Annotated in this window: 15 protein-coding genes; 3 read left to right on the top strand and 12 right to left on the bottom strand. The window is 70.3% G+C overall.

Features of this window, described 5'->3' with window-relative positions:
• Positions 1-7: 7 nt before the first annotated feature.
• Both PXH83_RS24145 and PXH83_RS24140 read right to left on the bottom strand, forming a co-directional pair.
• Entirely contained in the window at positions 8-496 is a 489-nt protein-coding gene (locus PXH83_RS24145) for a DUF485 domain-containing protein (protein ID WP_274563115.1), read from the bottom strand.
• Between the two features lie 141 nt (positions 497-637).
• The gene (locus tag PXH83_RS24140) at positions 638-2,758 is read right to left on the bottom strand and encodes a DNA gyrase/topoisomerase IV subunit B (RefSeq protein WP_274563114.1); all 2,121 of its coding nucleotides are present in this window, start codon (positions 2,756-2,758) and stop codon (positions 638-640) included.
• Positions 2,759-3,190: 432 nt separating this feature from the next.
• On the opposite strand from PXH83_RS24140, the gene PXH83_RS24135 reads away from it, so the two are divergent.
• The gene (locus PXH83_RS24135; RefSeq protein WP_214929404.1) at positions 3,191-3,421 is read left to right on the top strand and encodes a DUF7455 domain-containing protein; all 231 of its coding nucleotides are present in this window, start codon (positions 3,191-3,193) and stop codon (positions 3,419-3,421) included.
• 107 nt (positions 3,422-3,528) lie between these two features.
• Here the strand turns inward: PXH83_RS24135 and PXH83_RS24130 are convergent, their stop codons facing one another.
• The 7 genes from PXH83_RS24130 to PXH83_RS24100 form a co-directional block, all read right to left on the bottom strand.
• Positions 3,529-4,362, bottom strand: coding sequence for a serine protease (locus PXH83_RS24130; protein WP_274563113.1), 834 nt, complete (start codon positions 4,360-4,362; stop codon positions 3,529-3,531).
• A 170-nt stretch (positions 4,363-4,532) separates the two neighbouring features.
• On the bottom strand, positions 4,533-6,089 hold the full coding sequence (locus tag PXH83_RS24125) for an RNA polymerase sigma factor (RefSeq protein ID WP_274563112.1): 1,557 nt from the start codon (positions 6,087-6,089) through the stop codon (positions 4,533-4,535).
• Between the two features lie 366 nt (positions 6,090-6,455).
• A complete protein-coding gene (locus PXH83_RS24120) occupies positions 6,456-7,397 on the bottom strand; it encodes a FadR/GntR family transcriptional regulator (RefSeq protein WP_274563110.1) in 942 nt (313 codons plus the stop codon).
• Between the two features lie 120 nt (positions 7,398-7,517).
• Positions 7,518-9,362, bottom strand: a complete 1,845-nt coding sequence (locus tag PXH83_RS24115; protein WP_274563108.1) for an ATP-binding cassette domain-containing protein — start codon at positions 9,360-9,362, stop codon at positions 7,518-7,520.
• Positions 9,363-9,470: 108 nt separating this feature from the next.
• Positions 9,471-10,235, bottom strand: a complete 765-nt coding sequence (locus PXH83_RS24110; protein ID WP_274563106.1) for an NUDIX hydrolase — start codon at positions 10,233-10,235, stop codon at positions 9,471-9,473.
• 98 nt (positions 10,236-10,333) lie between these two features.
• A complete protein-coding gene (locus PXH83_RS24105) occupies positions 10,334-12,340 on the bottom strand; it encodes a glycogen debranching N-terminal domain-containing protein (RefSeq protein WP_274563105.1) in 2,007 nt (668 codons plus the stop codon).
• A gap of 107 nt (positions 12,341-12,447) precedes the next feature.
• On the bottom strand, positions 12,448-13,755 hold the full coding sequence (locus PXH83_RS24100) for a DUF4192 domain-containing protein (RefSeq protein WP_274563104.1): 1,308 nt from the start codon (positions 13,753-13,755) through the stop codon (positions 12,448-12,450).
• 111 nt (positions 13,756-13,866) lie between these two features.
• Between PXH83_RS24100 and PXH83_RS24095 the strand changes: the two genes are divergently transcribed.
• Both PXH83_RS24095 and PXH83_RS24090 read left to right on the top strand, forming a co-directional pair.
• Positions 13,867-16,026: a RecQ family ATP-dependent DNA helicase gene (locus tag PXH83_RS24095; RefSeq protein WP_274563103.1), complete on the top strand. Its 2,160-nt coding sequence runs from the start codon at positions 13,867-13,869 to the stop codon at positions 16,024-16,026.
• Between the two features lie 215 nt (positions 16,027-16,241).
• Positions 16,242-16,871, top strand: coding sequence for a hypothetical protein (locus PXH83_RS24090; RefSeq protein ID WP_274563102.1), 630 nt, complete (start codon positions 16,242-16,244; stop codon positions 16,869-16,871).
• A 69-nt stretch (positions 16,872-16,940) separates the two neighbouring features.
• Here PXH83_RS24090 and PXH83_RS24085 read toward each other — a convergent pair whose 3' ends face one another.
• The 3 genes from PXH83_RS24085 to PXH83_RS24075 all read right to left on the bottom strand — a co-directional run bounded on the left by PXH83_RS24085 (position 16,941) and on the right by PXH83_RS24075 (position 19,037).
• Entirely contained in the window at positions 16,941-17,573 is a 633-nt protein-coding gene (locus PXH83_RS24085; protein WP_274563101.1) for a hypothetical protein, read from the bottom strand.
• 65 nt (positions 17,574-17,638) lie between these two features.
• The gene (locus PXH83_RS24080) at positions 17,639-18,349 is read right to left on the bottom strand and encodes a ribonuclease HII (protein WP_274563100.1); all 711 of its coding nucleotides are present in this window, start codon (positions 18,347-18,349) and stop codon (positions 17,639-17,641) included.
• Between the two features lie 49 nt (positions 18,350-18,398).
• The gene (locus tag PXH83_RS24075) at positions 18,399-19,037 is read right to left on the bottom strand and encodes a TetR/AcrR family transcriptional regulator (RefSeq protein ID WP_274563099.1); all 639 of its coding nucleotides are present in this window, start codon (positions 19,035-19,037) and stop codon (positions 18,399-18,401) included.
• Between the last annotated feature and the right edge of the window lie 88 nt (positions 19,038-19,125).

The raw sequence follows: 19,125 nt of genomic DNA, 5'->3' as shown, positions 1-19,125 counted from the left end.
TGACCGGTCAACGCTTGCTCCCCCGCCGCGTCAGTTCCTGGGTGTACCACCGGAGTTCGAGCGCCGCGCGGTCCCTGCGCAGCCGCGCATGCCGTGCGTACGCCCAGGTCAGCAGGAAGGTGGAGAGGAACTGGCCGAGCCCGGCGACCATCGCGACGTTCACCGCGCCGACGACGGGCCGGGCCATCAGGTCGTGTGCGGTGGTCGCCGCGACGACGTAGATGACGTACCAGGCGAAGAAGGCGAGGGCCGCCGGGACGACGAACCGCCGGTATCGGCTGCGCACTTCCTGGAAGGCGGCGCTGCGCTGCACCTCCAGATAGATCTCGGCCGCACTGTGGCCGGCCCCGCGGGTCGCACCGCCGGCGGGAGCGGGCGACGGTACGGGCGCGGGGGCACCCGTACCGTCCAGTTCGCCCCACCCGGAGGCGAGCGCGTCGTACCAGGGATCATCGAGCCGCACCGCTGCGGCTTCGCACCCTTCGGGCTTCTCCACCGAACAACTCTCCTTGTCCGCGAACGCATTGTTCGCGTGCCCAAGGATGGACAGAGTGGGAAGATCCCGGACTCTTCAATTCCCGCTCTTCACCCCATTAGGTGACGGATGTCCCCAACCCGGGAGTCACCCACGGGTGACTCAGGCGTCGATGCGCGAGCGGTCCAGCGTCGCCGCCGAGCTGGTGATGAACTCCTTGCGGGGCGCTACTTCGTTGCCCATCAGCAGATCGAAGACCTGCTCGGAGGATTCCAGGTCACCGATGTTGATTCGGCGCAGCGTGCGGTGGCGCGGGTCCATCGTGGTCTCCGCCAGCTGGTCGGCGTCCATCTCACCGAGGCCCTTGTAGCGCTGGATGGAGTCCTTGAAACGCACGTTCTTGCGCTGGTACTCCAGCAGCGTCTGCCGCAGCTCGCTGTCCGAGTACGTGTAGACGTACTTGTCCTGGCCCTTCTTGGGCTGGACCAGCTCGATCCGGTGCAGCGGGGGCACGGCGGCGAAGACGCGTCCCGCCTCCACCATGGGCCGCATGTAGCGCTGGAAGAGCGTGAGCAGCAGACAGCGGATGTGCGCGCCGTCGACATCGGCGTCGACGAGCAGCACGATCTTGCCGTAGCGGGCGGCGTCGAGGTCGAAGGTCCGCCCCGATCCGGCTCCTATGACCTGGATGATCGCGCCGCACTCGGCGTTCTTGAGCATGTCCGAGACGGACGACTTCTGTACGTTGAGGATCTTGCCGCGGATCGGCAGCAGCGCCTGGAATTCTGAATTCCGGGCGAGCTTGGCCGTACCGAGCGCGGAGTCTCCCTCGACGATGAAGAGCTCGCTGCGCTCCACGTCGTCACTGCGGCAGTCGGCGAGCTTCGCCGGCAGCGAGGAGGACTCCAGCGCGGTCTTACGGCGCTGCGCCTCCTTGTGCTGGCGGGCTGCGATGCGCGTCCGCGCGGCGGCGACGATCTTCTCCATGACCGAGCGCGACTGCTGCTTCGCGTCCCGCTTGGTGGAGGTCAGGAACGCCTTGAGCTCCTTGGCGACCACATTGGCGACGATCCGCGTGGCCGCCGACGTACCAAGGACCTCCTTGGTCTGGCCCTCGAACTGCGGCTCTGCCAGGCGCACGGTCACCACGGCCGTGAGGCCCTCCATGGCGTCGTCCTTGACGACGTCGTCCTCGGCGACCCGCAGTAGCTTGGCGGAGCGCAGAGCCTCGTTGACGGTCCTGGTGAGGGACCGCTCGAAGCCGGAGATGTGGGTGCCGCCCTTGGGCGTGGCGATGATGTTGACGAAGGACTTGACGGTGGTGTCGTAGCCCGTCCCCCAGCGCAGCGCGATGTCCACAGCCAGCTCACGGGTGACCTCGGTGGCCGTCATGTGGCCGCGGTCGTCGAGGACCGGCACGGTCTCCTTGAAGGTGCCGTGCCCGGTCAGCCGCAGGACGTCACAGATCGCCTTGTCCTGCGCGAGGTACTCGCAGAACTCGCTGATGCCTCCGTCGAAGCGGAAGATCTCCTCGGTCTTGCCCTCGCCCCCCAGGGCCCGCTCGTCGCGCACGATGATGGTCAGGCCGGGCACGAGGAAGGCGGTCTGGCGGGCGCGCTGGTACAGCGTCTCCAGGTTGAGCTTGGCGTCCTTGAGGAAGATCTGCCGGTCCGCCCAGAAGCGCACGCGCGTACCGGTGCGCGCCTTGGGCACCCGCTTGCCCTTGAGCAGCCCGTTCGCCGGGTCGAAGGGGGCGTCGGGGCCCGACTCGGTGAAGATGCCGGGGACGCCTCGGCGGAAGCTGATGGAGTGCGTGGCACTGTTGCGGTCGACCTCGACGTCGAGGCGGGCGGAGAGGGCGTTGACGACGGAGGCGCCCACACCGTGCAGACCGCCGGAGGCCGCGTAGGAGCCGCCGCCGAACTTGCCGCCGGCGTGCAGCTTGGTCATGACGACCTCGACGCCGGTCAGGCCCGTCTTGGGCTCGACGTCGACCGGGATGCCGCGGCCGTTGTCCCGGACCTCGACGGAGCCGTCCTCGTGGAGGATGACCTCGATGTGGTCGCAGTAGCCACCGAGGGCTTCGTCGACGGAGTTGTCGATGATCTCCCAGAGGCAATGCATGAGGCCGCGGCTGTCGGTGGACCCGATGTACATGCCAGGACGCTTGCGGACGGCCTCAAGCCCCTCCAGTACGAGAAGGTGCCGCGCGGTGTAGTTGGAGCCGTCACGGTCTGCACCGGTCAGAAGCGCAGTGGACGGCACGGACGTCTCGGCGGTCACGCGGTTCGCTCCTCGCTGAATTTCACATGTGTCCCGATGGGGTACGGGTCCGGCGTCGGTCGCCGGTCAGAGGGTACCGAGGCCTGGTAGAGCCGATGTAACGCCACCCTCGGGAAAACTCATGCTAGTCCAGAGTCGCATGAACGTTCGATCCCTCGATGGGGTGACGCACAGGTCACGTTCCCTTTGGCGCATGAACCATTTAGGCTCCGGGCACGTCCTCCTCAACAACCGGCAACCCAGCCGGGAGGGCAAACCAAGACAATCGACGCGAAACCGTAAAGCGACGCAATACGGCTCCTTCGCCGCTAACCGGCAGCAGACAGCCACCTTCGGAAGAAGTTTCAAGGAAAAGCCACGAGCGGGAACGTTTTCGGCCTGGTTGGATGTTGACCCTGGTACGACAGCTCGTCGAGCTAGAGAAGAGGCGACGTGACTACTGTTCTGACCCCCGCGAGCCCGCTGACGGCCGCTGACCGATGCGACCGCTGCGGCGCCCAGGCCTACCTGCGTGTCGTCCTGGCCAGCGGCGGCGAACTGCTCTTTTGCGCCCACCACGGTCGCAAGTTCGAGCCGGAACTCAAGAAGATCGCCGCTGAAATACAGGACGAGACAGACCGGCTGACCGCCGTGCCTGCGTCCACAGAAGACGAGGAACGCTGAACACCTCGCGATCACGACGAGCGAAGGGCCGGTTACCCACCGGTCGACGGGCGGCCTCCCCTGGTAACTCAGGGTGGGCCGCCCGTTCTCGTACGCTGCAAGCGTAATCAGTCGCTTGCAGGCCAGAGATCCTCCGGGACGGCCGACAGCCGTGTGTACACCCCGGGGCTCCCGGCCTGGCCGCAGCCGTTCCCCCAGGAGACAACGCCGATCAGCCGGCCCTCCGCGACCAGCGGCCCGCCGCTGTCCCCCTGGCAGGCGTCGTGGCCGCCCTCAGGGTCCCCGGCACACAGCATGGTGTCTGCCTGGTACGCGGGCTCCCCGCGGCCGGGATAGGCACGCGTGCAGGCTCTGTCGGGGAGCACGCTGACGCGTGCCGCGCGCAGGCCGAGCGGGTACGCCCCGTCGCCCGTCGTATCGCCCCAGCCGTAGACGGCGGCGGGCGTACCGGGCTGGTCCGCCATGTGCCGCGGGCGTGCGGTCCGGATGACATGGCGCGTCGGCAGAGCGCTCGACAGTGTCAGCACAGCGAGGTCTCCGGAGTTCGTGGCTGCGTCGTACTCCGGATTGATGCGTATCCCGCGCACCGGGATCTCCCTGCCCCCCTGCCCGAGCAGATCGCCGCGCCCCGCGATGACCTCCAGGTCACGCACCTGATTCAGCGGCACGCCGAGTACCTGTGAGCTCATGCAGTGCGCCGCTGTCACCACCTTCTCCGGCGCCACCACCACTCCCCCGCAGAACTGACCCGCCCGCGTACCTCCGAACCGGTCACGGCTGGACAGTGCCACGACCCAGGGCGTCTCCGAGATTCGTACGGGCTGCCCGCCTATCACCACACTGTCCGCGGCGGCGGAACCACCCGAGGCGGTAGGCGCCACAACGGCCGTGGCCGTCAGGGCCAGCACCCCCGTCAGTGATCCGGCAAAAGAACGACGCATACGGCCTCCTGTACTCGGTGCTCCACATTGCACACACAGGGTCAGCCGGACAGCGGCGGGCCGCACCCGCGAAAGCCGATGGCCCGGAGTCCCGTGGAGGGGACTCCGGGCCATCGGCCCGAGCGGTGAATGACGACTTGGGCGCGCGACCTGGTCGAGGCAGTCGCGACCTAGTCGAGGTAGTCGCGCAGGACCTGCGAGCGCGACGGGTGACGCAGCTTCGACATCGTCTTCGACTCGATCTGGCGGATGCGCTCACGCGTCACGCCGTAGACCTTGCCGATCTCGTCCAGCGTCTTCGGCTGGCCGTCGGTGAGGCCGAAGCGCATGGAAACGACTCCCGCCTCGCGCTCGGACAGAGTGTCGAGCACCGAGTGCAGCTGCTCCTGCAGGAGCGTGAAGCTGACGGCGTCGGCCGGGACGACCGCCTCGGAGTCCTCGATGAGGTCACCGAACTCGCTGTCGCCGTCCTCGCCCAGGGGGGTGTGCAGGGAGATGGGCTCTCGGCCGTACTTCTGGACCTCGATGACCTTCTCGGGGGTCATGTCGAGTTCCTTGGCCAGCTCCTCCGGGGTGGGCTCGCGGCCCAGGTCCTGGAGCATCTGACGCTGCACGCGGGCGAGCTTGTTGATGACCTCGACCATGTGCACCGGGATGCGGATGGTGCGGGCCTGGTCGGCCATCGCGCGGGTGATCGCCTGCCTGATCCACCAGGTGGCGTACGTCGAGAACTTGTAGCCCTTGGTGTAGTCGAACTTCTCGACCGCGCGGATCAGACCGAGGTTGCCCTCCTGGATGAGGTCCAGGAAGAGCATGCCGCGGCCGGTGTAGCGCTTGGCCAGCGAGACCACGAGCCGGAGGTTGGCCTCCAGGAGGTGGTTCTTGGCGCGGCGGCCGTCCTCGGCGATGATCTCCAGCTCGCGCTTGAGCTTCGGCGCCAGCTTGTCGCTGTTGGCCAGCTTGTCCTCGGCGAACAGACCCGCCTCGATGCGCTTGGCGAGCTCGACCTCCTGTTCGGCGTTGAGGAGCGGGACCTTGCCGATCTGCTTGAGGTAATCCTTGACCGGGTCGGCCGTGGCACCGGCGACAGCGACCTGCTGCGCGGGTGCGTCGTCCTCGTCCTCGTCGGAGAGAACGAAGCCCTTGTTCTCGCCGCTCTCTTCCTCTTCCTCGCCGACGGCCTTGTCAGTGGTCTCCTCGGTGGTCTCTTCACCCTCGGAGACCTCGTCGCCGTCCTTCTTGGCCGAGGTCTTCTTCGCGGCCGTCTTCTTGGCCGCGGTCTTCTTCGTGGCGGTCTTCTTGGCCGCCGTCTTCTTGGCGGCGGCCTTCTTCACCGGTGCGGGCGCCGCGGCGTCGTCCGCCACGGCCTCCACCGTTTCGGATGCGGGAGCGGCCGTGGCCGCCACAGTCTTCGCCGGGGTCGCCCTGTCTCCGACGGTCTTGGTGGCGGTCCGCTTGGCCGGGCTCTTCGCTGCGACGCTCTTGCGGGGGCGCTTGGGCTCCTCCGCGGCACTGACCATCAGCGTCACACCCTCTTCCTCGAGGATCTGGTTGAGGCTGCGCAGAACGTTCTTCCACTGGGCCGACGGAATCTGGTCGGCCAAGAATGCCTGGCGCACGTCATCGCCGGCGATCTGCCCATCAGCCTTTCCCCGCTCGATGAGCGCCATCACAGACTCGGACTCGGCGATCTCCGGCGGGAGCGTACGGGATGTGCTGGCCGACACGAACAACCTCTCGGAACGATGGGAACGGCTTCCGGCCTCGCCCTGAGTGCGGGCCTCGGCCGACGACATCGGCTGGGGATGTACCGACGGCGCAGGTTGAACCTCGGACTTGTTACAGCGCCGACCATGGCGGCTGTATTCCCTCTTCGGCTGTCACCTCTTAGGTCATCGCAGAGTTCCGAGGAGTGTTACGCCCAATCTTCGTGGCCCGAGTCACACCCCTCGGAGGCGGCGAGGAACAGAACGGGACATCATCCCACCATCATGCGGCCCAACAATCGTGTCGCCGGACCCGACGGGCCCGGCGACACGAGATTCGTCAGCGCAGCAATGCCGCAAAGCGCACACCCTGGCCGTGCTCCGCTGTCAGTGCTCGCGCGGCGCGGGCACCACACGCTCCACCTCGGGGTGGACGGTGAGCAGTTGGCGCATGGCGTTCTCTGCGGCCATCGCGTCGCCGGCGGCGAGCGAGTCGACAATGCAGGAGTGGTGGACGAGCGCGCTCTCGGTGGGGCGGTCACAGCCGGTGACGGGGCCGCCGGAGACCTGGAGCGCGGCGGAAACAATGCCGGAGAGGTGCTCCAGCATGCGGTTGCCCGCGAGCTGGATGAGCAGGGAGTGGAATTCGGCGTCGGCCCTGGAGAACGTCAGGGAATCACCCTGAGCGAGGGCGTGGCCCATGATCTCGACCATGTCGGCGAGGCGCTGCTGGACGTCCTCGCGTCCGTGGCCGGCCGCGAGTCGCGCCGCGAGCGGCTCAATCATCCACCGCAGCTCGCCCAGTTCGCGGCGCTGGTCGTCGCGCTGAGGGCCGAATGCCCGCCATTCGATAATGTCCGGATCCAGCAGATTCCAGTCGCTGACGGGGCGGACCCGGGTGCCGACGTTGGGACGGGCACTGACCAGGCCCTTCGCCTCCAGCACGCGCAGGGATTCCCGTACGACGGTACGGGACACCTCGAAGCGCTGGCCGATCTCTTCGGGGACGAGCGGGCGGTCGGCGCCGAGATCGCCCGAGACGATCATCTGGCCGAGCTGCTGGACGAGTTGGCCGTGGAGCCCGCGGCCACGGCTGCCCGCCGAGCGGCGGCCCATCCGGCCCAGGTCCGTGTCGGCGCTGTCCCAGGAGGGCACGCCGACGCGGTCGGCGGCCGACGCCTCTCCGTAGGGGTAGCGGTCGAGTTCGCCCGGGCCTGCGAGGCCGGTCTCGACGGGGCGGGCGGCGGTCATCATGGTGTGCGCAAGGGTACTCACGGATCCTTTGTCGGCGGGACTCACACGACCCTTGAGGTCTTTGGTGAAAAGCACACGAAAGGGTGATCGCCGCCCGCCCTGCAATTGACGACTTATCGGAAAGAAACGGACGAAGAAACGGACGCTCTCGGGGAAGTTGCGGGCGGCCCGCGCCCTTCGTGTCCGAGCCGGTCATCAATGGGCTTTCCGGCGAAGGCCGGTGAGCAAATACGCGCAGAGCAGGGCACACAGCGACAATGCCAGGGCCGTACCGACCGGTTCGGCCACGAGTCGCATCGCCGCCACCATCCATCGGTCGACCTCGTACGGCCACTCCAGCCAGGCAACTTCGCGCAGTCTGGCCGGGAGTCCGGCCACCGAACGTGCGGACGGGGCCACGATCACCTGCTGCGCGACCGGGGTGACGACGACCGGAACGGCGAGTACCGCCGCCACGCCGGGAGCCGTGGCGCGGAAGACTCCGGCGCCGAGCAGTCCGGCCCAGGCGCAGCCGACCGTCAGGCCTCCCCAACTGGCTGCCATCGAGGGCCATTTTTCCGGTACGTGCATCAAGTCCGGGCCGTACAGAAGCCGGAGGGCTTCCGCGTCGGCCGCCACGGCAAGGAGGGCGAGAAGCAGTGCGGCGGCCGCGGAGACGGTCAGCTTGGCGAGGAGCAGGCCGAGGCGGCGGGGCACGGTGCCGCGCGCGGCGGCCAGGGCCGGGTACCGGTACTCGTCGCCGAAGGCGAGGGCGCCGAGCAGTCCCGCACCGAACGCGGCCGGCGGCAGCGGAAGGATGTCCGGCCAGGCGGCGAGGACGTCCGGCAGCGGGGTACTGCCCGTGTGCGCGAGGAGTACGGAAAGCGCGACGGAAGCGGCCAGAGCAGCCGTCACGACCAGGAACGTCGACCTCGTGCCGAGGAGGCGGCGCAGTTCGTAGCGCAGGGCGTGGACGGGGCTGCGGGCCGGGCGCAGAGGCATCGGCGACGGAAGCGGTGCGCGCTCCCTGGCGGGTGCGCCGGCGCGGGAAGCCGGCCACCGTGCGCCGGTCCCGGCTTCCGCCGCCGCCCCGGTCGCCCCTTCCGCCCGGGTCCCGGCTTCCGCCACAGCCCCGGTCCCGGATTCCGCCCGGGCGGGCCGGGGCGGCGCCTCCGGGCCGGGGGCCGGGCCCGTATCGCCGATCTCGTCGGCCAGGCCGTGGATCAGGATGCCGTGCCGGAAGGCGGTCTCGCCGATCCGGGCACAGTCACTGCCGTAGACGCAGAGGCGGCTGCCGCCCTCGGCGACCACCTCGACGGACTGCTGGGCGGCGCGGGCTTCCCGGCTGACGAGGACGCCGAGGCGGGCTGCGTGCGGCGTCCTGACGGCGACGCGGGGGCGGAGCCTGGTCCGGGCAAACTCGGCGGCCTCCTGATCCGCCATCAGGCGGCCGCCGTCGATGGTGACGACCCGGTCGGCGGTACGGGCGGCCTCTTTGGCATCGCTCGTCGTGTACAGCACGGCGCCGCCGCGGGCGGCGTGACTGCGCAGCAGCCCGAAGAGCCAGTTGTGCTCAAGCGGAGAGAGGCCCTTGGCCGGTTCGTCGAGGACGAGCGTGTGCGGGTCGCCCAAGAGGGCTGAGGCCAGGCCGAGTCGGCGGTCCATTCCGACCGAGAGCGCGCCGAGGCGCTGGTCGCCGAGCCCGGCCAGGCCGACGAATTCGAGCATTTCAACGGCGCGGGCCGCGGGCGCGCCGGCTGCGGCGCAGAGCATGCGGAGCTGGCCGATGGCGGTACGTGCGGGGTGGCCCGGCACGTCGCCGAGGAGCGCTCCGACTTCGCGGGCGGGGTTGGCGATCCGGTGCAGGGGGCGGCCGCGGAAGTATGTGACGCCCCGTCCGGGTTCGAGTTCGAGCATCAGGCGGAGCGCCGTGGTCTTGCCGGATCCGGCGGCACCGAGGAGGGCGGTGACCTGGCCCGGCCCGGCCTCGAAGGTCATATCGTTCACGACGGGCGGGAGTTCCCGACGGGGGGCGCTGGTGAGTCCGATGGCCTGGAGCATCGCTTCTCTCGCGGAAGGTGAGACCGCTCGGCGGCAGGGCGTACCGCAGCAAGATAACGCGACATTTCCGACTTTTCGTGCAGCGCGGGAACTGCGGGTGTGCGGGTGTCAGACCTCGGGGCGCAGCATCGGCGGATTGAGCAGCGTCGCTCCGCCCGCCCGGAAGAGCTGGGCGGGGCGGCCGCCCTGCCGGGTCGTGGTGCCGCCCGCGGGGACGAGGAAGCCCGGGGTGCCGGTGACCTTGCGATGGAAGTTGCGAGGGTCGAGAGCGACGCCCCACACGGCTTCGTACACCCGGCGCAGTTCACCCACCGTGAACTCCGGAGGGCAGAAGGCGGTGGCGAGCGACGAGTACTCGATCTTGGAGCGGGCGCGCTCCACGCCGTCTCCGAGGATCTGCGCATGATCAAAAGCGAGGGGGGCCGACTGCTCCTCCTCACGGCCGAAGGCCCTCTCCTGGTTGAGCAGGGCCTCGACCGTCGCCCAGCGCACGCTGTTCGCGTCGCCGCCCGCCCGGGGCGCGGGAAGGTCCGGTGCGAGCACCAAATAGGCCACGCTGACCACACGCATGCGGGGGTCCCGCTTGGGGTCGCCGTAGGTGGCGAGCTGTTCGAGGTGGGCCCCGTTTCCGAGCGCCGGGGTTCCCGGTTCGTGCGCGCACAGTCCGGTTTCCTCGGCGAGTTCCCGTGCCGCCGCAGCCCCGAGATCCTCCTCCGCCCGTACAAAGCCGCCGGGCAGCGCCCACCGGCCCTGGTACGGCGGCTCGCCGCGGCGTACGACCAGTGCGCAGAGCGCGTGACGGCGCACGGTCAGTACGACCAGATCCACGGTGACGGCAAAGGGAGGAAAGGCGGATGGGTCGTAGGGCGACATGCCGCGATCATAGTCGTCTGCTTGACGATAAACAGTCCCTGCGCCGGGGCTGCTGATGTCGGTTTCGCCCTCTCGGCGCCACCCGTCGGCATTCACGGTCACACCCCCAACTGGAGCTTGTCGGCGGCTTCCTCGATCATGCCGAGGCCCAGCCTGCTGATCCGTACGGCGAAGGGCTCCCCCGCGACGCGCAGTCCCGAGAACTGCACCGCTCCGAGCGGCGCGCAGTGCACGGGCGACAGTGCCACCGTGCCCGCCGGGGCGTCGGGGCGGATGCCGGCGAGAGCGGTGAGCAGATGGATCCCGGCGGCGGCCGCCACGGCCGCAGGCCTGCACGCGGCCGGGTGCGGTACGGGATGACTGCCCGCGGTGCGCTGCTCTCCCGCGTACATCTCGGGCAGCCGGTTGCCGAAGGTTTCCGCCGCGTCGAGGACGCCACGCAGCAGGGACGCCGTCTCTTTCTCGTATCCGGCCGCCGCGAGTCCCGCCACGGCGACGGCGGTCTCATGGACCCGCACGGCGCCGCCGCGGTGGCCGAAGGGGTTGTGACCGCTCTCCCTGGCCCCGAGGCTGCGCAGCCCCCAGCCGGAGTCCATGGCGGGACTGCCCAGCAGCCTCGCCACTTGCTCGGTCTGCACCTTGTCCAGCAGGCCGGGCGCGAGCCGGCCCGCTCCGAGGAGGCCGGTGTCCAGGAGGTGGGCGGCGCCGCAACCGAGGTGCGGCACGAGCCGTCCCGCAGCCGAGCGGGCCGCTGCCGGGCGGCCGCCCGCCCGGTCGTCGATCCAGAAGTTCTCCTGGAAGGTGCGGCGCAGTGCCCTGGCCCACTCGCGCCACCATTCGGCACCTGGGCGGTTGTACGCCGCGAGCAGATCGGCGCCGAGCAGCGCCGCCCGGTGGGCGTGAGCCTGCGTCTCGCTGCGCCGGTGTCCGGCTGGATCCCGTTCCCGTAGGCAGCCGTCGTCTCCGGCCGCCCTGCGCAACCAGAGGAGGCAGCCCTCCGCCACGGGCAGCAGCTCCTCCAGGTCCTGCGCCGCCATCCCCCATCGCCTCGCCTCGGCGAGCACCACGGGGAAGGCCAGTGTCGCCTCTACGCCCGTACAACTGGGCGGGAGGTACGGGCCCGCGTCCCTCAGCGGTCCCGGGATGCGCCCCTGGTCGGGCCCTGGGTTCCGTAGCTGCGTACGAGCGACAGTGCGCAGTGTGGCTGCGGCGAGCCGGGTACCGAGTGGCAGCGTCATGCGCGCCGCCCACAGCGCCTCGGCGGGCGCAAGCCCGCAACGCCAGGGCACTCCCGCCGCCAGATACACATCCGTGGGCCGACGCGGGTCGCGCATCAGCAGGGCCCGCAGATCGTCGAGGCTGGTTCGCAGCAGCTCTCGCACCCGTGGGTCGTCCCCCTCCGCCGTCGCGTCGGGGAGCAGACCTGACCCCGCTTTCGCGACAGGCCGGACTCCCCGGTCCGTACGGATGCGCAGCTCGATCGTGCGCGATGTGCCGGGCAGCAGCTCGATCTCCCATCGCAGCAGACCGGCGGATGCGAGCGCGTCCTCCGGAGGTGGATCAGCGGTGACCACCGCCTGGGCTCCGGCAGCCGTCCAGCGCATCCCCGAGGCGTGAACGCTGGCAGGCAGCTCCGGGCCGGAGCGGCCGGCGGCGACGGCGCCCAGGTCCGCGAGGTCGGTGCCGAGTCCGATCTCCACACGGAGCCGCAGGGTGCGGCCCGCCGAGCTGCGTAAGGTGATCCGCTCTGTGCCTTCGGCGTGCCGGAGCCGCTCCACCGCGATCTCGGGGTCCGGACCGCCGTCGGCCGGCGTACGCACGACGGAGACGAACCGGGCACGGCCGGCCGAGAGCAGCCTGCCCTGCACGGCGACCGGTTCCCGTCCCGCCACCCTCAGCTGGCAGCGGGAGAGGAGCCGGCGGCCCGACTGGTAGAAGCCCTCGAGCCCTTGGCCGGTGAGCTGTCCGTGTTCCGCGGAGACTGCGAGCCCCGGCAGGTCCGCACAGATCAGCAGCCCGTGGACGGAGGGCAGCTCACCGGGAGGCCGTGCGGACCCGGCCAGGGGCCTTCGTTCGATGGCAAAGGACGGGACAGTGAGGGTCATACGATGCCTCCTCTGCGCGGGGACAGCGGCGCCGGCCGGAGCGGCGCGGGACGTTCGCGGTACCGCCACACAGGGGAACGGCCGCACGGGCGTCCGGGTCACGGCCGTCATCGCCCGCTCCTGCCCCCACGCTGCCCGTCCCGCCTCCGGACGCGCCCCCGTGCGGCGGCTGCGCCGGGACGCGCCTTGGTGGGCCGGTTCCCCTTCCTGGTCACTGACGGCCGGGCGGAACGCGCCGTGGCCTGCCTGCGTACGGCGCGGGGGCGAGGGCTGGGGTGCGTGCGCTCCGCGCGTTCCTGGCGGAGGCAACGCCTCAGCGCCTCCGGATCGAGGCCTTCATTGCACGCCTGGTGCAGGAGCTGGGCGAACTGGTAATCGGGATCGAACCGAAGGGCGAGGCCGAGGGCGACCCTCGCGCCCGGTTCGTCACCGGTCGACCAGGCAACCCATCCGGCAAGGGTGAGCGGGGCGGCGGCATGAGTGTCGTACGGTCCGGTGCAGCGGCGGGCGAGCGCCCGCCACAGCCGCAGCGCCGGCTCCGCGTCGGGGCCCTCCATCCACTCCGCCGCCCGGTCCCTGGTCTCGCGGTCCTGCAGCCCGAGAATGACTGCGGCAGCCTCGTCATGGCCGATGAGTCCGTCGTCCGCGGCATCCGCCTCCGGCCAGCGCGTCGTGGCAGGCCGGCTGTCCCCGAGGCGCTTCATGAGCCGCCGCGCCAGGTCGAGAGTCTCGGCTCCGACCTGCTCCCGCTGGGCTCCGCTCAGGATTCTGGGCACCAGGGCGAGACCCGCCGCGTCCAGTGCCCGCACCTGCTCCTGAGCGGCAGGAGACTCCGGCCGGGGCGCCAGCCGAGCCTCCATCTCCCGTAGCGATCCACGGACTTGGATACCGGCGTAGGCGGCGGCCGCGGCCATGACCGAGGTGCCGGGCAGGGCCAGAACGTTGCCCTCGGGCGGGCAGCAGCGCGCGTCGGGGCAGCAGTACGACCAGTACCTGCCGTCGGAGATGCACAGTGCTTCGAACACGGGGACGTCGAGCGCGCCGCACGCGGTGCGCAGCCGTTGCGCGAAGGGGCGCAGCCGCTCCATCACCTGCCTGCTCGTCTCGCCCTCGGCCGGGTCCTGGCAGAGGAAGACGACGATGCCTTCGGGACGGTCCCCACGACGCTCGCTGCCCGTCACCAGACACTCGGCAAGCTGGTCGGAGACGGGCGCCCATTCCTTCGGCGAGCCCGGGATACCGAGCCTGAGCCGCCCGCCGAACCGGCCCCGGCGGCCGTGCAGCGCGACCATGACCACGCTGTCTGTCGGATGGAAGCCCATGAGGTAGGGAAGCGCGTCGGCCAGTTCGGCGGGGCCTCGGAGGGTGATCTGGTCGCCGGCGGAGGGCCCTGTGGGTTCGTGGTGCTTGTTCATGGCTCGACGGTCCCGCAGACACCGCCAGCGCCGCCAACCCTGTGGATAACTTTATTCACAGGGTTGAGGCCGCATTCGCACAATGTCCGATGCATCAGGTTGCATGGGGGCATGACCAACGCAGATCTCAGGTCCTCGGCCGATTCCGTACTCGCCCGCCTCGTCGGAGACACCACCGGCACCGCCAGGCTGCGCGAGGACCAGTGGCGGGCCATTGAGGCGCTCGTCGCCGACAAGCGCCGGGCCCTGGTCGTGCAGCGAACCGGCTGGGGCAAGTCCGCCGTGTACTTCGTCGCCACTTCCCTGCTGCGTGAGCGCGGCAGTGGCCCCACCGTGATTGTTTCCCCGCTGCTCGCGCTCATGCGCAACCAGGTCGAGGCGGCGGCGCGGGCAGGCATCCGCGCCCGGACCATCAACTCGTCCAACACGGAGGAGTGGGACACGGTCCAGGGCGAGGTCTCGGCGGGCGAGGTGGACGTGCTGCTGGTCAGCCCCGAGCGGCTCAACAACCCCGATTTCCGCGACCAGGTACTGCCGAAGCTTTCCGCCGCCACCGGACTGCTGGTGGTGGACGAGGCCCATTGCATCTCCGACTGGGGTCACGACTTCCGGCCCGACTACCGGCGTCTGCGCACCATGCTGGCGGAGCTCCCGCCGGGCGTTCCGGTGCTGGCCACTACGGCAACGGCGAACGCCCGGGTGACCGCCGACGTCGCCGAGCAGCTGGGGACGGGTGCGGACACCGACGCACTCGTACTGCGTGGCCCGCTGGACCGGGAGAGCCTGAGCCTGGGCGTGCTCCAACTCCCGGACGCGGCACACCGGCTGGCCTGGCTGGCAGATCACCTCGGCGAGCTCCCCGGCTCCGGGATCATCTACACCCTCACGGTCGCAGCCGCCGAGGAGGTCACGGCGTACTTGCGGCAGTGCGGGCACACCGTCGCCTCGTACACCGGCAGAACCGAGAACGCGGAGCGGATGCAGGCCGAGGAGGATCTGCTCGCCAACCGGGTCAAGGCTCTCGTCGCCACCTCCGCGCTGGGCATGGGCTTCGACAAGCCCGATCTCGGTTTCGTGGTGCACCTGGGGTCGCCCTCGTCGCCCATTGCCTATTACCAGCAGGTGGGTCGCGCCGGCCGAGGTGTGGAGCATGCCGAAGTGCTGCTTCTGCCGGGCCGCGAGGACGAGGCGATCTGGCAGTACTTCGCCTCGGTCGCCTTCCCGCCGGAAGAGCAGGTACGCCGCACACTCGACACGCTGGCCCGGTCCGAGCGCCCGCTCTCACTGCCCGCCCTGGAGCCGATCGTCGACCTGAGGCGTACGCGCCTGGAGGCGATGCTCAAGGTTCTCGACGTCGACGGAGCTGTGCACAGGGTGAAGGGCGGCTGGACCGCCACGGGGCAGCCGTGGGTGTACGACGCCGATCGCTATGCCTGGGTTGCGCGCCAGCGTGCGGCCGAACAGCAGGCCATGCGGGACTACGCGTCGGCAACGGGGTGCCGGATGGAGTTCCTGCGGCGGCAGTTGGACGACGAGGAGGCAGCGCCGTGCGGCCGCTGTGACAACTGTGCGGGTGCCAGGTTCACCGACGCGGTGTCCACCGGCGCCCTGGATGCGGCGCGCGGCGAACTCGGCCGGCCCGGTGTCGAGGTCGAGCCGCGCAAGATGTGGCCGACGGGCCTCGTGGCGGTCGGAGTGGACCTCAAGGGCCGCATCTCGCAAGGGGAACAGGCCTTCCCAGGACGGGCGTTGGGGCGGCTTTCGGACATCGGCTGGGGCAACCGGCTCCGCCCGCTGCTCGCGGCGCAGTCACAGGACGGCCCCGTGCCCGACGATGTGGCGAGCGCCGTCGTGAGTGTGCTGGCCGACTGGGCGAAGGGGCCCGGCGGTTGGGCGTCAGGCGAAGCGAACGCCCCTGCCCGTCCGGTCGGAGTGGTCACGGTCGCCTCGCACAGCAGACCGGAACTCATCCAGTCGCTCGGCAGCCGGATCGCGGAGGTCGGCAGGATGCCGCTGCTCGGTTCCGTCGCGTACACCCCCGAGGCGCCGGGGCGGATGCCGAACACCAACAGTGCCCAGCGGGTGAGGGCACTTCACCAGGCGCTGACGGTGCCGCCGGAGCTGGCGGACGCGTTGGCCGGGGCCGGTGGCCCAGTGCTCCTGGTGGACGACCGCTCGGACACCGGCTGGACGCTCGCGGTTGCGGCCAGGCTGTTGCGCCGAGCCGGAGCGCAAGGGGTGTTTCCGCTGGTCCTCGCCGTTCAGACGTGACGGGATGCTTCGTCCGTGGACAGCTTGGGCAGGGATATCCACGTCATACCCGCAGATTCCCGTCAGCCGGGCCAATTGCTCGTTGCCGCATCCTCACGGGGCAGCGAGAATTGAAGTGCTCCCCGCACGGCCCGCCGCGGACCGGATGGGCTGTGTCGCGGTGCGCCCCCAACCGACCCTGCCCGCACTGTGGGCGCGTATGCGAAGGGAGGACCGTGACCTTCGGATTCGCTCCGTCCGCAGCCTCGTTGAGCCCCGCGTCCGCCGACACTGTCAACCGCCTGGGCCGGATGCTCGAACCGTCCGAGTGGGCAGCGGCGGGCATCCCGCTGCTGCGCAATCCGCGTGACGTGGTCAGCGGGCTGCACGCCAGGCACCGGCCGACACCGTCGACGGCTGTTGTCGCCGTCCTCGACTCCGAGGAACGGCTCACCGCCAGCGCCTCGTTCGCCCGGCGCCCCGTCCCCGCCGACGGCTGGGAGTTCCGCAACGCCCTGCTCGCGCACCTGCGCCGGGTCATCCCGCACGACCTGCGCCGCCGTACTCCCGTACGGACCGCGGTGCTGCTCTACTGCCGTGAAGGCGACGAGCGTTGGACCGAGGAGGACGGGGCATGGATGTGGGGCCTGCGGGACGCCTGCACCTTGCACGGGCTGCGCTGCGGCGCGTACATCACGCTGACGAACGGCGGCTGGCAGGTGCTCGGCGAGGGCCGTGGCGGCCGTCGCCCGAGCACCGGATCACGCCCCAGCGGCCTCGCTGAAGCCGCGGCCGAGGCCGCCCCCTCCCCACTGCGCACAGGTGGAGGGGCGGCGGACGCCCTGCGTCGGGCAGCGGCCCGCTGAGGCGGCACGCCGACCGGCTCGCACCGCGCGCTGACACACGCGCGGCGCGAGCAGAAAGTGGCGTACGGGTCAGACGCCCGCGCCGAGCACGGCGTTGACCCGGTTCGGGTCTCCGCACACGATCAGCAGCGCGCCTGCGCGTTCCCTGGCGACGGGCAGCGCACGGGTCAGGACGTCGTCGCCTCCGCCGTTGACCGCGACGACCACCACCGGCCGGGCAGCGGCCCGCTCCGCGACATCGGCGTCCGCGTAGAAGACGTCGTCGCGGGCCTCGTGCTGGGCCCAGTACGAGGCTTCGCCGAAGGACAGCTCGTGGGCGGCCCAGGGGTGCTGTTCACCAGTGGTGAGCACCAGGACGTCGCCCGGCGCGCGTCCGGAGTCGAGCAGCAGGTCGACGGCCTCGCCGGCGGCGTCGAGTGCGCCGTCCGTCGAAGCGGGGATCAGCTGGACCTGCGGCGCGGAACGATTCTCCTGCCGCGCGGCCGGGGCTTTGCCGCCGGACGTCTGCGTCCGCTGCACCGGAGGCGCGGGCCTGGCAGGGCCCCTGGCAGGGCCTGGGACAGGGCGTCCGGGACGCGGTGTGGCCGCGGTACGCGGACCAGGTACGGGACGGGGGGTCGACGCGGGGCGGCCGGTGGCCGTAGTGACGCGGGGACCCTGGGCGCTCTCGTGAATCTGAGGCTCCTCGGGGGAGAGAGGCATGAGTGGATTTCTATCAAATGCCGCCGCGACGCGCAGCAGCGGGTTGGTACATAAGTGCGATCGGATCAGAAATCGAAGCCGAGTTGGCCCCCGTCTTCCAGAGCGGCGGCCTCCGCCGACAGCCGGATCTTCTTGAGGTGCCGCCACCTGGGCAGCGCATCGAGATACGACCAGGACAGTCGGTGGTACGGGGTGGGCCCCCGCTCGGCCAGCGCCGCCTTGTGCACGGGCGAGGGATAGCCCGCGTTGTCCGCGAAAGCGAAGTCGGCGAACTCTGGGAACTGGGCCTCCAGTCCGGCCATCATCGCGTCGCGCCTCACCTTGGCGATCACCGAGGCGGCCGCGACCGCGATGCAGGACTGGTCCCCCTTGATCACCGTACGTACCTTCCAGGGCAGCCCGAGGTAGTCGTGCTTCCCGTCGAGGATCACCGCGTCCGGCTGCACCGGCAGCGCGTCCAGGGCGCGTACGGCGGCGAGCCGCAGCGCGGCGGTCATCCCCAGCTCGTCGATCTCCTCGGGCGTGGAGTGCCCCAGGGCGTACGACGTAACCCACCCCTCCAGCACTACGGCCAGCTCGGTGCGGCGCTTTGGGGTGATCAGCTTGGAGTCGGTGAGGCCGTCGGGTGCCCGGCGCAGGCCGGTGACGGCTGCGCACACGGTGACGGGTCCGGCCCACGCTCCGCGCCCGACCTCGTCGACACCGGCAATGATCTTGGCGCCGGTGGTGGCGCGTAGGGAGCGCTCGACGGCGTGGGTGGGTGGTTCGTACGGCATGGCGCCTGCCAGGTTACGCCGCCGGACACCGCCGGCGACACCCCGGGCGTCAGTCGGCGGCCGGAGTCGGCACCGGGCGCAGCAGGGGCACCATGATCCTGTCCACCACTTCAGTGATCTCCTCGTCCGGCCATTCGCTTCCGCACACCTTCGAGCGGTACATCATCAGGCCCGGGATCACGTCGAACACCAGGTCACTCGTGGCATCGGGACGCACGTCGCCGCGCTCGATCCCGCGGCTCACCACCTCGCGGAAGAGCCGGTTCGAGGGCTCGATCACCTGGCGGAGAATCACCGCGTGGAACCGCTCGGCCACCCCCTTGTCGCATTCGTGAAGTACGGAACGCAGTGCGAATCCGGGCCTGGAATACATCGCTCCGCGCATACGGCGGCAGAGCTCATAGAGGTCTTCCCGGATGCTGCCCCGGTCCGGCGCGTCGGCGAGATCCGGCAGCCCGGCCTTCAGGGCGTCCGCGACGAGGTCCTCCTTGGACGGCCAGCGGCGGTAGACCGCCGCCTTCCCCGTCTGCGCGCCGGCGGCAACACCTTCCATGGTGAGGCCGTTCCAGCCGACCGTACTCAACTGCTCCAGCGCGGAATCGAGGATCGCTCGTTCCAGTACGAGCCCGCGGCGGCGCAGTGAGACCGGCTGCGCCTCGGCGGCGGCAGTCCAGCGCGAAGTGGCCATCTTTTTCTCTCCGTTGGGGACGAGGGCTTCAGTGAACGCTTGCGTTCACTGAGGGGGAATCCCTACCGTTGGCATGACAGTGAACGCA

Source organism: Streptomyces spiramyceticus, assembly GCF_028807635.1.
Classification (GTDB): domain Bacteria; phylum Actinomycetota; class Actinomycetes; order Streptomycetales; family Streptomycetaceae; genus Streptomyces; species Streptomyces spiramyceticus.
This window is presented reverse-complemented; position numbering and strand designations above follow the sequence as displayed.

What these genes read in the sequence shown, in the direction of transcription:
- PXH83_RS24080 (WP_274563100.1), bottom strand. Translation starts at nt 18,349, where the DNA reads ATGCCGTACGAACCACCCACCCACGCCGTCGAGCGCTCCCTACGCGCC.
- PXH83_RS24075 (WP_274563099.1), bottom strand. Translation starts at nt 19,037, where the DNA reads ATGGCCACTTCGCGCTGGACTGCCGCCGCCGAGGCGCAGCCGGTCTCA.
- PXH83_RS24105 (WP_274563105.1), bottom strand. Translation starts at nt 12,340, where the DNA reads ATGACCCTCACTGTCCCGTCCTTTGCCATCGAACGAAGGCCCCTGGCC.
- PXH83_RS24130 (WP_274563113.1), bottom strand. Translation starts at nt 4,362, where the DNA reads ATGCGTCGTTCTTTTGCCGGATCACTGACGGGGGTGCTGGCCCTGACG.
- PXH83_RS24110 (WP_274563106.1), bottom strand. Translation starts at nt 10,235, where the DNA reads ATGTCGCCCTACGACCCATCCGCCTTTCCTCCCTTTGCCGTCACCGTG.
- PXH83_RS24095 (WP_274563103.1), top strand. Translation starts at nt 13,867, where the DNA reads ATGACCAACGCAGATCTCAGGTCCTCGGCCGATTCCGTACTCGCCCGC.
- PXH83_RS24085 (WP_274563101.1), bottom strand. Translation starts at nt 17,573, where the DNA reads ATGCCTCTCTCCCCCGAGGAGCCTCAGATTCACGAGAGCGCCCAGGGT.
- PXH83_RS24100 (WP_274563104.1), bottom strand. Translation starts at nt 13,755, where the DNA reads ATGAACAAGCACCACGAACCCACAGGGCCCTCCGCCGGCGACCAGATC.
- PXH83_RS24115 (WP_274563108.1), bottom strand. Translation starts at nt 9,362, where the DNA reads ATGCTCCAGGCCATCGGACTCACCAGCGCCCCCCGTCGGGAACTCCCG.